The sequence below is a fragment of the Nonomuraea guangzhouensis genome (assembly GCF_019396345.1).
GTDB lineage: Bacteria > Actinomycetota > Actinomycetes > Streptosporangiales > Streptosporangiaceae > Nonomuraea > Nonomuraea guangzhouensis.
The window spans coordinates 105,478-118,205 of record NZ_JAHKRM010000009.1; the positions used below are offsets into that span (position 1 = coordinate 105,478).

A 12,728-nucleotide genomic window follows, 5' to 3' on the forward strand; every position below is an offset into this window, starting at 1 on the left:
TATGAGAATGACAAGGGCGGAGGCCAAGGACCGGAACCGGCAGGCCCTGCTGGAGGCCGCGCGTCGGATCGTCGCCCGCGACGGCCACCGGGCCAGGCTGGAGGAGATCGCCGAGCAGGCCGGGCTGACCACCGGCGCCGTCTACTCGCTGTTCGGCAGCAAGAACGGCCTGCTGATCGCCCTGGTCACCGACTATCTCGGCCCGCACTACGACGGCATCGAACAGGCGGTCTCCCCCGGTCTCGAACTGGTCGAGGCGGTGGAGGTCTTCGCCCGCCACTACCGCCGCCTGTGCGACGACCCCGACGCGCTGCGCCACCTGTCGTTCGAGATCAGCCTGCAGGACCTGGCGCTACGCGACCCCGAACTACGGCCCAAACTCGCCGCCTCCGTACGAGCGCACGAGGAGCGCCTGACCACCCTTCTGTCCGGCAGATCCCACAACGGGAACGCCCTCACATCGCGGCAGGCGCAACGCCTGGCCACGGCGCTGCGTGCGCTCCTGGTCGGCCTGAGCCAGGGTGTCATCCTTGGCCTCGCTGACGCTGCCCCTGGGGAGTATTTCGCCGCCGCCGCCTGCGCCCTGATCACCCCGGACGTGGTCGGACCGCCCTGAGGCCCGCCGAGAGGCGTACGGACGAGTCTCGACGCGTGACCAGAACCCGCAGCTCCAGCTCGACGCCCTGGCGGCCGGCGGCTACGACGAGCTGGTCACGGAGAAGGAATCGGGCAAGCGCGGTGTCGCACGACCGGCGCGGAGTACGAGCTGGAGCTGCGAGCCGAGCGCCAGGCCGAGGGGATCGCCGCCGCCAAGCGCCGCGAAGCCACCGGTGCCATGCTGCCCGGCAAGAAGAAGACCGGCCGGCCGCGCGTCATCGGCCCCGCCGAACTGGCCACACTACGCCGCCCCGTCGCCGATCAGCGGCCCCCCGACGCCGACGGCGATCGCGCCGGCGGCGAGGTAGCCGGGCGACTCGGCGGGCAACGCGAGCCCCGGAGGATCACCGCACCGATGGAGTCCATGACGCCGGGGGTGACGACGAACTGCCCACCGGCCGCGACCACATCGGCGACGTCGGCCTCGGTGCCGGCGCCGACCAGCGAGCCGGCCGGGGTGTCCGGCCGGCTCGCCGCGATGGCGTCGAGCGCGCCGGGCGTGGTCAGGGCCACCTCCAGGACGCGCCCTCGCCGAGCAGCGCGGTGCCGGTGCCCCGGATGATCGCCAGGAGCCGGATAAAGGCGAGGGTCTCGGTGAGGTCGCAGGTCATGGTCACCATTCCGCGAAGGAGCCGTCCGGGTGCCGCCAGATGGGGCCGCGCCAGGCGTGCCCTCTCTTGTCGGCCGAGCGGACCGCTTGCTCGTCGATCTCGATGCCCAGGCCGGGCGCGGTGAGCCGCTCGACGTGCCCGGCCACGAAGGTCAGCGGGGTCTTGTCGAGGCAGTAGTCGAGCACCTCCGCGCTGAGGTTGTAGTGGATGCCGATGCTCTGCTCCTGGATCAGGTAGTTCGGCGTGGCGAAGCCGACCTGCAGGCAGGCCGCGAGGGCGATCGGACCGAGCGGGCAGTGCGGGGCGAGCTGCACGTCGTACACCTCGGCGAGCGAGGCGATCTTGCGTACCTCGGTGATGCCGCCGGCGTGCGAGAGGTCAGGCTGGGCGACCGCGATGCCGGCCTGGAGGACGGGCAGGAACTCCTGCCGGCTGTAGAGCCGCTCCCCGGTCGAGACCGGGATGGTCGTCGAGCGGACGAGCTCGCCGATGAGGTGCGAGTTCTCCGGGACGATCGGCTCCTCCAGGAACAGCGGCCGGTACGGCTCCAGCAGCGGCGCCACCCGGCGGGCGTTGGCCAGCGTGAACCGCCCGTGAAAGTCGACCGCGACGTCACGGTCGTCGCCGAGCACCTCGCGGGCGGCGGCCACCCGGGCGACCACGCCGTCCAGCTCGGCGACCGACGCGACCGGGCTCATCCTGCCGGAGGCGTTCATCTTGACCGCGGTGAGCCCGGCCTCGACCTGGGCGGCGACGTGGTCGCGGACCTCGCTGGGCTCGTCGCCGCCGACCCAGCCGTACACCCGGATCCGGTCCCGGACCGGCCCGCCGAGCAGTTGGTGCACCGGGGCGCCGAAGTGCTTGCCGGCGATGTCCCAGAGGGCCTGGTCGAGGCCCGCCACGGCACTGGCCAGGATCGGGCCGCCCCGGTAGAACGAGCCCTTGGTCAGTACCTGCCAGTGGTCCTCGATGCGCAGCGCGTCCCGGCCGATCAGCAGCTCCGCGAGCTGGTCGACGGCGGCGCGTACGGTCTCGGAGCGCCCCTCACAGGTGGCCTCGCCCCAGCCGACGATCCCGCAGTCGGTCTCCACCCGGACGAACAGCCAGCGGGGGGCGACGAGGAACGTCTCTATGCGCGTGATGGTCGTCATGCCGGTCAGCCCTTCGTCGCACCGGCGGTGAGGCCGGAGACCACGTACTTCTGCACGAACAGGGCGATCACCATGATCGGCACGGTGACCACGGTGGCCGCGGCCATCAGGCCGCCCCAGTCGATGCTGGCGTAGCCGACGAAGTCGAAGATCGCCACGGGCAGGGTCTTGGTGTCGGCGTCGGAGAGTACGAGCGCGAACATGAAGTTGTTCCAGGAGAAGATGAAGGACAGGATCCCGGCGGTGGCGATGCCCGGCACGGACAGCGGCAGGGTGATGCGGCGGAACGCGCCGACGTGGGTCAGCCCGTCGACCAGTGCCGCCTCCTCCAGCTCTTCGGGCAGGCTGTCGAAGTAGCCCATCATGATGTAGACCACCAGCGGCATCGAGACGAACATGTGGCTGATGATCAGCACCCCGAAGCCGCCGACCATCTTCAGGTTGGAGAAGACGTAGTACCAGGGCACCAGCAGCGAGACGCCTGGGATGACCCGGGCCATCAGCACCACCAGCGCGGACTTCCGCATGTTGAACCGGCTCATCGAGTACGCGGCCGGCACGCCGAGGATCAGCGACGCCACGGTGGCGGCGAACGCCACCCAGAGGCTGTTGACGATGAACTCGACGTAGTTCGCCTGCTGGAGCACCTTGGCGTAGTTGTCCGCGGTGGGCGAGAAGGCCAGCGCCTTGCCCGTGTCGTAGATGTCGACGTTGGTCTTGAACGACGCGGTGATCATCCAGAGCAGCGGCGCGACCAGTGCGAGCACCACGAAGGTGAGCGCCACCACCCGGAACACCTGGTACGCGGACCGGGGCTTCATCGCTGCGCCTCCTTGCGCCGGGTGGTCAGGGCCCACATCGCCCCGACGATGATGAGGAAGAAGAGGATGAGGACGGTGGAGGAGACGCCGTACTCGTTGTAGTCGAAGCTGAGGCCGTACGCGTACACGTTCAGCGTCTCCACCTCGTGGAACGAACCGCCGCCGCGGCCCTTCGTGGCGTAGAGGATGTCGAAGGTCTTCAGCGCGTCGATGCCGCGCAGCAGCACCGCCACGGTCAGCGTGGGCATCAGCAGCGGCAGGGTGACGTGCCGGAACCGCTGCCAGGTGCTGGCGCCGTCGATGCGCGCCGCCTCCTGCGGCTCCTCCGACAGCGAGGTGAGCCCGGCGAGCAGGATCAGCACCACCATCGGCGTCCACTGCCACACGTCGATGAAGATCGTGGTGGGCAGGGCCGAGTGCTGGCCGGCGAGCCACGGCTGCGGCCCGATGCCGAACCAGCCGAGGAGCTGGTTGGCCAGGCCGATGTTCGGGTCGAAGATGAGCCGCCACATCATGCCCACCGCCACCGGGGTGGCGACGAGCGGCATGAGGATGGCGACCCGGACCCACCGCTGCCCTTTGAACGGCCGCCAGAGCAGCAGCGCGATCGCCATCCCGAGGACCACCTCGAACAGCAGCGCGACGACGGTGAACGTGGCGGTACGCCCGACCGCGGGCCAGAACCGGTCGGTGTCCGACAGGACGTCGAGGTAGTTCTGGAAGCCGACGAACTCGCTCTCCGCGCGGACGGATCCCTCGGCGTCGGTCAGGCTGAGATAGCCGGTCCAGGCCAGCGGGAACACGAGCAGCGCGGCGACGAAGACCATCGCGGGCGCGGCGAAGAGCCATTTGCGGTGGTCGTCGGCCCAGCGCAGCCAGCCGGGCGTGTCGGGGGCGGCGGGGGCGCCTCGCGGCGCCTCGGTGGTGGCTGTGGTGATCGTTGCCATGGGGACTCCAGGGGTCGGCGGATGCCGCTTACTTGGCCTCTTCGTCCAGGAACTTCTGGAACGCGGCATTGGCCGTGTCGGCGGCCGCGGCGGCGTCCTTGCCGGTGATCGCGTCGACGATCGGCTGGCCCACGATCTCCCGGGACTCGGCGACCTTCACGACCTGCGGCCGGTCATGACCCACCCCGTCCTTGGTACTGGCCGCGATGGCCTCCACCATGTCCTTCGGGAAGGTCGAGGTGCCGTCCGGGCTGGTCCAGACCGAGCTGCGGGCGCCCGGCACGCCGGACTTCTGCTGGGCGAGCGTCTGCGCCTTGCTGGTGGCCCATTCGATGAACTTCCAGGCGTTGCCCGTGTTCTCCGAGTTGGCGTTGATGCCCAGTGCCCACGCCGGGATGTTGTACGGCTTGGAACCGCTCGGGCCGGCCGGGAACGGCGCGAAGCCGACCTTGTCCGAGACCTTGGATTTGGCCGGGTCGGTGGCGTTCTTGTAGAGCGAGTTGGCCTCGGTGTAGAAGGCGGCCTTGCCCTGGGTGAAGATGGCCATCGCCTCGGACCAGCTCATGTCGGTGCTGACGTTCGCCGGGCCGGAGTCCTTGATCAGCCCGCCGTAGTAGGCGTACGCCTGCTTGGCCGCTTCGCTGTTGACCGCGGCCTTGCCGCCGCCGTCGACGAAGTCGCCGCCGAAGCTGTACAGGAAGCTGGAGAACTGGGTGACCGCCGCCGACTTGCCGGTACGGGCGACGAAACCGGCGACGTCCGGCTCGGCCGCCTTGATCTTGGCGGCGGCGGCCTTGAGCTCGTCGAGGGTCTTCGGCGGGGCGCTCAGGCCGGCCTTCTCGAGCAGGTCCTTGCGGTAGTAGAGGACCTCCTGCTCGGTGATGATCGGGACGCCGACCGGCTTGCCCTCGTACGTGGTGGCCTCCACCGGGCCGGCCTGGAAGTCGCCGAAGTCCCAGTCCTTGTTGGCCTTCACCTGCTCCGACAGGTCGGCCAGGTACTTGTTCTTGGCGAAGAGCCTGCCCTCCTGAAGGGGGCGGTACATCATCACGTCGATGTCGGACGAGCCGGCGTTCAGCTTGACGTTGTACTGGTCGGAGAGCTGGTCCTCGCCGAGCTGGGTGACCTCGGCCTTGAGCCCGGTCTGCTTCTCGAACTCGGGCAGGGCCCGCTTGATGTTCTCGGTCCACACGTGGTTGGTCAGCGTGATGCGGACCGTCTTGGACGCGCCGCTGTCGCCGCCACCGCCACAGGCGGTCAGGCCCATGGCGGCGATCATGGCCAGAGATGTACCGAGTATCGATCGACGTCGCACGTCATCCCACCTTTCTGTCATGGCCGCCACCTCCCCCGGAAGAGCGCCACACTCTCTTAACATCTGCTTAATGTCGGGATGCTAGGCCAAAAAAGCAGACTTATTCAAGAGTCAGTCTTCAACTGATATGCTCTTTCCCGTGAATCAGTCCGCCCTGGGGACCGCCCCCGCTCGGCCCGCTCCTGCGGAGGCTGGGTTGCACGCGCGCGTCCTCGACCACCTCGGCACCGCCATATGCAGCGGCGACGTGGCCGCTGGTTCGGTCCTGAGCATCGAAGACCTGGTCGACCGCTTCCAGGTCTCCCGCTCGGTGATCCGCGAGGTGCTGCGGGTGCTCGCGTCCATGGGGCTCATCGAGACCCGGCGACGGGTCGGGATCATGATCCAGCCCCCCGGGGTCTGGAGCGTCTTCGATCCGCAGGTGATCCGCTGGCGGCTCGCCTCGGACGGGCGGATGGCGCAGATGCGCTCGATCACCGAGCTACGGACCGCGGTCGAGCCGTACGCCGCCTGGCTGGCCGCCGAGCGGGTCGACGACGACGAGGCGAGCGAGTTGGTCGGGCTCGCGGCCAAGATGTGGGCCGCCGGGAAGGCCGGCGACGTGGCCCGCTTCGTCGAGCTGGACATCGAGTTCCACCGGCGGGTGCTGGTCGCTTCCGGCAACGAGATGTTCGCGAAACTGCAACTGATCGTCACCGAGGTGCTGGCCGGTCGGCATCACCACCACCTGATGCCTCATCATCCGGACGAGCACGCGCTGCAGTTGCACATCGACGTGGCCCAGGCGATCCAGCGCCGCGACGGAGAGCGGGCCCGGGAGGCCATGGTGGAGACCCTGGAACAGGGGTATGCCGAGATGAAGTCGCTGTGGGAGCGAACCGCAGAGCCCGGCGACGCCTGACCGGAAGGCCGCTAGCCGAGTTCCTTGATCCGAATGTTTCGCCATCTGCACGCCGCACCGTGTCCCCAGCGGGCCTCGCCGAACACGGCGTCGTTGTCGTGCACCTCGAACGCGATGTGGCCGCTGCTGCCGAGAGTGGCGAGCACCGCTTCGGGGTCGTAGTGGGGAGACTCGAGGGTGGCCGTGTCCAGCTCGGCGATCTTGAGCCCGTTGACCCAGGTGGTGATCACGGGTAGGGCGCCGACGGCCCGGATACGCAGCTCGTTCCAGTCGCCCCATCGCCACACGCTCAGGAAGTCCTCGACATCGGCCGCATGGCCCAGCCTGCCGATCTTGTCGGGCGTGACGGGCTCTGTGCTGGTGGCGGGATCGTCCGCCTGGAGCCCGACGACATCCCCGTTCGCGTCGCGCCGGGAGCGGACCGCGAAGGGGACGGCGGAGAAGCTGGCCAGGCCGTTGCCGAAGAACCCGCCGATGCCGCCGGACTCCCGGTGGTCGAGCAGGACCTGGAAGCCTTCCCAGGTGTCCGGCCGGCGCCGGATCATGATGCCCGTGTCGGCGGGCCAGTCGGGTTTGGCTTCGAGGGAGAGCTCGAAGTCGCCGAACGCGCGGTCGCTGACGAGGTAGCCGCCGTAGCCGCTGCCGGGTTCGTCCTGCCGTCCGACAATTGCGCCGTCCTCCACCGTCCATACGGCAGGGTGCTTCTCCGGCTCGTACGGAGGCTCGATACCGCGCTCAGCGAAGACCTCGTGCACGTGCGGTCCGCCCGGGTAGAGGCTCCCGTACACACGCGGCGCCGCATGCCAGCCCTTCAGCGTGCTCCCGTCGAAGAGCGGGACGAAGCCGTCGTCGGCGGCGGTCATACGGCACCGCCGGTGGCCGTGGCGAAGTAAGGGTGCCGGCGCAGGAACGACAGGGACGCGGCGCTGCTCTCAACGGGGGTCGGGAGGTTGGGCACGTCCACTTCGATGACGAACCAGCCGTCGAAGCCCTCTGGGAGCGCGGTGAGGACGGCGTCGAAGTCGATGACGCCGCGGCCCGGTTCGATCCACACCTTGGACCGGCCGGTGGCGGTCATGTAGTCCTCGTCGCGCTGCCGGGCCCCGGCGGCGGCGGTCGCGTCGACGTCCTTGAGGTGGACGTTCAGGACCCGGTCGGCGTAGTCGGCGATGACCTTCTCCGGGGTGGCGCCGGCCCAGCGCAGATGGCCGGTGTCGGGGCCGAACCACAGCGCGCTGCCCGCGGTGGCGTCCAGCACGGCCCGCGCCTCTTCCTCGACCTCGATGGTGGAACCGACGTGCGGGTGCAGCCCGTACCGGACACCCTCGGCGGCGGCGGCCTCTGCGGCCGCCGCGAGCCCCTCGGCGATCACGAGCGTGCGGTCGGCGTCCGGGGCGAGCCCGATGGCGGGGTGCGCGATGCGGTCAGGGATCAGGTCGGCGGCGATGAAGGCGCTGTCGGCGCCGAGCTCCAGGTGCGCGTGCGCGTGCCGCTTGATGTCCTCGACAGCCTGGGCATGCCGTTGCCGGTCATGGAAGGGCGCGGAGAAGTACCCCGGTGCCGCGGCGAGCGAATGCTCCGACAGGAGCGCACCGTATTCCGCGGGGGTCATGTCCGGCGGCAGTTCGATGGTGAGATGGGTGAACCCGACCTGGGAGAGGGCGGTCATCGCCTCCTGAAGGATGCTGCGGTCGAAGCGGTAGCCGCCGTCGCCGAGGATCCACGGCAGGGGGTTGATCGCGGTTCGATGCTTCAGGGTGGTGCTCACAGGTTCTCCTTGTCGTTCATTCCGCCACCAGGTCGTGGGGGTAGTCCACGAAAGCGAACGCCGACCCGTCCGGCGCCCAGCTGGGGACGTTGATCGTGCCCTGCCCACCGTGCAGCGCCACCAGCGTCGTCGGCTCCTGCCAGGCGTCGACGGACACGAGCCGCAGCTCGACGGGGAGGTCAGCGGGGTGCCCGGTCGTGCCGGGCGGGTAGCTGAGGTACACGGCGACATCGCCGGTGGGCGCGACGTGCGGAAACCAGTTCACCCGCTCGTCGAAGGTGAGCTGCTCCAGCCCGGTCCCGTCCGGCCGTACCCGGGCCAGTTGCGCGTGCCCTGGGGTGGTGGAGAACTGTTCGGTGTTGAACACGATCCACTCCCCCTCGGGCGTCCACTCGCACCCGTCCGCCGGGCCCGGGTCGGTGGTGACCGCGACGTCGTCCTGCCCATCCAGCCCGACAGTGTGGATGGTGGCCGACGCCCACCAGTTGTCGCCTTCCGGTTCCAGGCGCACGTAGCCGAGGCGCTGCCCGTCAGGGCTGAGGCCGTGCAGGAAGTGCATCCCTCCGTCCTCGACGGTCACTCGGCGAGCCTCCCCACCGGCGAGAGGGGCCTCCCAGATGTGCCAGTCGTTCGCGGATGCGAACACTGTGGCGCCGTCAGGGGAGAGCACGTGGTCGTTGTTGACGTAGGGCAGGCCCGTCGCATGGATCTGACGTGGCGGGGCGGGGCAGTCAGCGGGGCCGTTGGCGGGCACGAGCCAGAGCTTGCCGTCACCGTTGACGAGCAACTGCCCGTCCGTGGTCCAGTTCGGCGCCTCGTAGAGCCGGTCGCGGGACTCGAACACGGTGCGCACGGTACGGGTCGCGCGGTCCCAGACGCGGATGCGCGCGGACTGACCAGGCCGCAGCACACGCTGCGGGATCTCTTCCTCACTCACTTGCCGGCCTCCTCCGCCAGGTGAGCCCGGATCCCGGCGACGATGAGGTCATGGTCCTCCATCGATGACAGGCCGGACGCGGTCGCGGCGGCGACGACACCGACGCCACGGACACGGATGGGGAAGGATCCGCCGGTGACCGCGTAGTCCGCACCCAGCCATCCGACCGCTGTGGGGTCCACACCGGCAGCGGACAGGCGAGCGTCGACCAGGGCGCTGCTGTTCTCCATGCGCAGCACCACCGCGGCCTTGCGGGCGATCCATACGTCCTGGTCAGGGGTGATGCCCGGCAGTGCGGCGCGGAACAGGATCAGACCGGGCCGGCGGATGTCGATGCCGACCTTGTGCCCGGCCTCCTGGGCGATCGCGGTGATGCGGGAGCCGAGCCGCCAGGCGTCGGCGTGGTCGAACGCGTCGAAAGCCAGCTCCTGTTCCTGCTGCTCCAGCGCGGTGATCAGATTCGTCATGGGCAGGCTCTCCCTCGGGTCGCGGATGGTTTCAGGACCCGGCGAGCTGGGCTCGGGCCTGGTCGATGGTGGCGATGATCGAGACGGTCTCCTCCAGTGTGTGCACGGGCGACTCGGTGCGGCCCTCGCCGACGAATCGGGCCAGGGCGGTCGCCTCCCAGGAGAGTCCGGCGAAGCCGCGCAGCCCGGTCGGGTCGCTCCACCGCAGCGTCGGCGAGAAGTGGTCAGCACCGGACAGGGTGAACGAGGTCGGCGTGTAGAAGGCGCCGTCGATGCTGATCGTCGCCTCGGTCCCGGCGATCACTCCGGTCATCGCGGTGCGCGCCTGGAGGGACGAGTACAGCGTCGACAGCGCACCCCGCTCGTGCGTGAGCACGAGCGTCGAGTACGCGTCCACTCCGGTATCCGTCATCCCGCCGACCGCGACGACCCGCGTGGGGGCGCCGAGGACCATCGAGGAGAGCTGCACCGGGTAGACGCCCAGATCCAGCAGCGCCCCGCCACCTTGCTCGGGACGGTAGAGCCGGTGCTGCGGATCCGCGGTGATCGCCTGCCCGTGGTCGGCCAGTACCGCCCGCACGTTCCCGAGCACTCCGTCGGCGAGGAGCTTGCGGATCACCGAGGTCTGCGGCAGGTACCGGCTCCACATCGCCTCCATCACCAGCACGCCGGCAGTCTGCGCCGCTTCCGCGAGGGTGCGCGCCTCCGCCGCGGTGACGGTGATCGGCTTCTCGATGAGCACGTGTTTGCCCGCCGCGATCGCCGCCAGCCCGACCGCGAGATGCGCGCTCTGCGGGGTCGCCACGTAGACGACATCCACCTCCGGATGGCGTACGAGCTGCTCGGTGGAACCCAGCACGTACTCGATTCCGTGCTCGGTCGCGAACGCCTGCGCCCGCTCGACCGAGCGCGACGACACCGCCACCAGCCGCTGCGCCGTGTGAGCGCGCAGAGCCTTGGCGAACTCGCCCGCGATCCAACCCGGCCCGACGATGCCCCACCGCAGCGACGGCTCGCCGCTGCCGGGAAGGTAGAGATCTGGGTCGGGCAGATGGGAAGGCAGCATGCCCACGCTCCAATTCACCACACTATAGAAAAAGGAGTTAGCACGAGCTAACGTAAGGACGGCCTTCAGGTTAGCACGAGCTAAACGAGCTAAATCGGTCATGGTTGACTGCGTCGCTGAGGGCTCCAGTCCTTCTCAAGGAGGCGTCGGTGGCTACAGATCTGCCGGCTCACCCGTCCACGACCCCGATCCCAGCGGAGCCGGTACGCACCTGGTATCTCGGCGTTCTCGGGCTCGCGCAGTTCGGGATCTTCGTGGCGATCCTCTCACCCGTGTTCATCAGCATGCAGCTCAAAGCGCAGGAGATGAACCCGGCCGACCCCGCATCGGTGGTCGGCACGGTCCTGCCCATCGGCGCGCTCGGTGCTCTCATCGCCAATCCGGTCTTCGGGGCCCTCAGCGATGCGACGAAGACTCGATGGGGACGGCGCAAGCCGTGGCTCGTCGGCGGCATCAGCGCACTTCTGGCCGGCCTGGCGTGGGTATCGGCCAGCACGAGCGTGCTGATGCTGACCCTCGCTTGGCTGGTGTGCCAGCTCGCCTCCAACGCCGCTTCGGCGGCCTTGATCGCGAGCTTCGCCGACAACGTCCCCGAGGCGCAGCGAGGACGCGCCTCAAGCGTGTTCGCACTCGCTCAGAACGTGTCGATCCTCGTCGGCAGTTACGGCGCTGTCCTGCTCGTCCACAATCTGCCGGTCCTGTTCGTCGTCCCCGGCATCGTCGGTGTCGTCTGCGTCGTCGTCTACGTACTCGTCTCGCCGGATCGCATCCCTGACACGCCGCCCCGCCCGTTCTCGTTCGCGCGGATCATCGGCATGTTCTGGACGAACCCCATCAAGCACCCCGACTTTGGGCTCGCGTGGTGGTCAAGGTTCCTGATCATCTTCGCCTCGATGCTGTTCGCCACCTACCGGCTCCTCTACATGCAGGACCACCTCGGCCTCAAGGCGGAGGAGGCCGTCCCCGCGGTCGCGAACGGCGTGCTCTTCTACACGATCGCACTCATGATCGGCACCGCCGTCTCGGGGTGGCTCTCGGACAGGCTGCGCCACCGGAAGATCTTCGTCGCCGGCTCCACCTTCGTGTTCGGCGTCGGCCTGGTCATGCTCGCCTTCGTGGACAGCGTCGGCGGGTTCTACATGGCCGAGGTGGTCATGGGCCTCGCGTTCGGCATCTATGCCGCGGTCGACACCGCCCTCGTCGTCGATGTCCTTCCCGACGCCGACAATCCAGGTAAGGATCTCGGCGTCATGAACATCGCCAACTCCCTGCCGCAATCCCTCGCGCCCGCATGCGGGCTCCTCCTGCTCGGCATCGGCGGCGGCGACAACTACCCGGCGCTCCTGTGGGGCGCCGGGATCGTGTCGCTCGTCGGCGCGCTCGTCGTCATCCCCATCCGAGGCGTTCGCTAGCGCTCTGACCGCATGGCTTCGCCGTGGTGGCGGTCGTCCGCTGGGGCGGACGCCTGTCGCCGCCGTAGCCTGATCAAACGATCCCAGCGGAGAACGTCAGATCCTCGCACTACGGGCGATGCGGTACAGCACGTTCGGACGCAGCGGCCCTTCGGGCTCGGTGGGGTCGTCGAAGTCGTCGGCCGGGTCCCGGGTCATGCCGATCCGGCGCATCACCGCCTGGGAACGAAGGTTGGTGGCCGTTGTGACAGCGAGGATCTCAGGAAGCTCAAGAGCGTCGAAGCCGTGGGCCAGGACTGTCAGCGCGGCCTCGGTAGCGTAGCCCTGGCCCCAGGCCGAGCGGGCGAGCCGCCAGCCGATCTCCACTCCCGTGAACGGCATGTAGTCGTCCACTGCATCCAAGCCTGCGAAGCCGATGAACTCGCCCGTGGCCTCCACCTCGACCGCCCACCACCCGTAGCCTCGCTGGTCGAACTCGGCCTGAAATCGCGACACCGAGGCATCGCTCTGTTCGCGGGTGAGCAGGTCGCCCAAGTGCTCCCGGACTTCGGGATCGGCATTCATCGCCGCCCACGGTTCGAGGTCGGAGTCACGCCATCGGCGCAAGATGAGGCGATCGGTACGCAGTTCAGACATGCCGCCCAGCCAACATGAGCCCTGGTCCCGGGGCAATCA

The 12,728-nt window shown here is 69.0% G+C and carries 14 protein-coding genes; 3 read left to right on the forward strand and 11 right to left on the reverse strand.

Features of this window, described 5'->3' with window-relative positions; genetic code table 11:
• Position 1 precedes the first annotated feature (1 nt).
• On the forward strand, positions 2 to 616 hold the full coding sequence (locus KME78_RS19655; protein ID WP_246651450.1) for a TetR/AcrR family transcriptional regulator: 615 nt from the start codon (positions 2 to 4) through the stop codon (positions 614 to 616).
• A 302-nt stretch (positions 617 to 918) separates the two neighbouring features.
• Here the strand turns inward: KME78_RS19655 and KME78_RS19660 are convergent, their stop codons facing one another.
• The 5 genes from KME78_RS19660 to KME78_RS19680 all read right to left on the reverse strand — a co-directional run bounded on the left by KME78_RS19660 (position 919) and on the right by KME78_RS19680 (position 5,502).
• On the reverse strand, positions 919 to 1,170 hold the full coding sequence (locus KME78_RS19660) for a beta/alpha barrel domain-containing protein (RefSeq protein WP_219530551.1): 252 nt from the start codon (positions 1,168 to 1,170) through the stop codon (positions 919 to 921).
• Positions 1,171 to 1,270: 100 nt separating this feature from the next.
• Positions 1,271 to 2,419 (reverse strand): galactonate dehydratase, encoded by a 1,149-nt coding sequence (dgoD, locus tag KME78_RS19665; protein ID WP_219530552.1) that lies wholly within the window; start codon positions 2,417 to 2,419, stop codon positions 1,271 to 1,273.
• Positions 2,420 to 2,424: 5 nt separating this feature from the next.
• Positions 2,425 to 3,240 (reverse strand): carbohydrate ABC transporter permease, encoded by an 816-nt coding sequence (locus KME78_RS19670; protein ID WP_219530553.1) that lies wholly within the window; start codon positions 3,238 to 3,240, stop codon positions 2,425 to 2,427.
• Positions 3,237 to 4,187, reverse strand: a complete 951-nt coding sequence (locus KME78_RS19675; RefSeq protein WP_219530554.1) for a carbohydrate ABC transporter permease — start codon at positions 4,185 to 4,187, stop codon at positions 3,237 to 3,239. Before KME78_RS19675 ends, KME78_RS19670 begins: the two co-directional genes overlap by 4 nt.
• A 28-nt stretch (positions 4,188 to 4,215) precedes the next feature.
• Complete coding sequence (locus KME78_RS19680; protein ID WP_219530555.1) at positions 4,216 to 5,502, reverse strand: ABC transporter substrate-binding protein; 1,287 nt, start codon at positions 5,500 to 5,502, stop codon at positions 4,216 to 4,218.
• A gap of 139 nt (positions 5,503 to 5,641) precedes the next feature.
• Between KME78_RS19680 and KME78_RS19685 the strand changes: the two genes are divergently transcribed.
• A complete protein-coding gene (locus tag KME78_RS19685) occupies positions 5,642 to 6,403 on the forward strand; it encodes a FadR/GntR family transcriptional regulator (protein WP_219530556.1) in 762 nt (253 codons plus the stop codon).
• Between the two features lie 11 nt (positions 6,404 to 6,414).
• On the opposite strand, the gene KME78_RS19690 is transcribed toward KME78_RS19685, so the two are convergent.
• The 5 genes from KME78_RS19690 to KME78_RS19710 are packed head-to-tail and all read right to left on the reverse strand — an operon-like array spanning position 6,415 to position 10,641.
• Positions 6,415 to 7,266: a 3-keto-disaccharide hydrolase gene (locus KME78_RS19690; RefSeq protein WP_219530557.1), complete on the reverse strand. Its 852-nt coding sequence runs from the start codon at positions 7,264 to 7,266 to the stop codon at positions 6,415 to 6,417.
• Positions 7,263 to 8,171 carry a sugar phosphate isomerase/epimerase family protein gene (locus KME78_RS19695; protein ID WP_219530558.1) on the reverse strand — a complete coding sequence of 303 codons (909 nt, stop codon included), beginning with the start codon at positions 8,169 to 8,171 and terminating at the stop codon, positions 7,263 to 7,265. Before KME78_RS19695 ends, KME78_RS19690 begins: the two co-directional genes overlap by 4 nt.
• Positions 8,172 to 8,187: 16 nt before the next feature.
• A complete protein-coding gene (locus KME78_RS19700) occupies positions 8,188 to 9,108 on the reverse strand; it encodes a TolB family protein (protein ID WP_219530559.1) in 921 nt (306 codons plus the stop codon).
• The gene (locus tag KME78_RS19705) at positions 9,105 to 9,575 is read right to left on the reverse strand and encodes a heme-degrading domain-containing protein (RefSeq protein ID WP_219530560.1); all 471 of its coding nucleotides are present in this window, start codon (positions 9,573 to 9,575) and stop codon (positions 9,105 to 9,107) included. Before KME78_RS19705 ends, KME78_RS19700 begins: the two co-directional genes overlap by 4 nt.
• Positions 9,576 to 9,606: 31 nt before the next feature.
• Positions 9,607 to 10,641: a Gfo/Idh/MocA family protein gene (locus KME78_RS19710; RefSeq protein WP_219530561.1), complete on the reverse strand. Its 1,035-nt coding sequence runs from the start codon at positions 10,639 to 10,641 to the stop codon at positions 9,607 to 9,609.
• A 149-nt stretch (positions 10,642 to 10,790) separates the two neighbouring features.
• Between KME78_RS19710 and KME78_RS19715 the strand changes: the two genes are divergently transcribed.
• A complete protein-coding gene (locus KME78_RS19715; protein WP_219530562.1) occupies positions 10,791 to 12,053 on the forward strand; it encodes an MFS transporter in 1,263 nt (420 codons plus the stop codon).
• Positions 12,054 to 12,149: 96 nt separating this feature from the next.
• On the opposite strand, the gene KME78_RS19720 is transcribed toward KME78_RS19715, so the two are convergent.
• Positions 12,150 to 12,725 carry a GNAT family N-acetyltransferase gene (locus tag KME78_RS19720; RefSeq protein WP_246651452.1) on the reverse strand — a complete coding sequence of 192 codons (576 nt, stop codon included), beginning with the start codon at positions 12,723 to 12,725 and terminating at the stop codon, positions 12,150 to 12,152.
• Between the last annotated feature and the right edge of the window lie 3 nt (positions 12,726 to 12,728).

Bases quoted from the DNA above. Each gene is read 5' to 3' on its own strand.
- KME78_RS19655 (WP_246651450.1), top strand. From the start codon at position 2: ATGAGAATGACAAGGGCGGAGGCCAAGGACCGGAACCGGCAGGCCCTG.
- dgoD (WP_219530552.1), bottom strand. From the start codon at position 2,419: ATGACGACCATCACGCGCATAGAGACGTTCCTCGTCGCCCCCCGCTGG.
- KME78_RS19670 (WP_219530553.1), bottom strand. From the start codon at position 3,240: ATGAAGCCCCGGTCCGCGTACCAGGTGTTCCGGGTGGTGGCGCTCACC.
- KME78_RS19675 (WP_219530554.1), bottom strand. From the start codon at position 4,187: ATGGCAACGATCACCACAGCCACCACCGAGGCGCCGCGAGGCGCCCCC.
- KME78_RS19690 (WP_219530557.1), bottom strand. From the start codon at position 7,266: ATGACCGCCGCCGACGACGGCTTCGTCCCGCTCTTCGACGGGAGCACG.
- KME78_RS19705 (WP_219530560.1), bottom strand. From the start codon at position 9,575: ATGACGAATCTGATCACCGCGCTGGAGCAGCAGGAACAGGAGCTGGCT.
- KME78_RS19710 (WP_219530561.1), bottom strand. From the start codon at position 10,641: ATGCTGCCTTCCCATCTGCCCGACCCAGATCTCTACCTTCCCGGCAGC.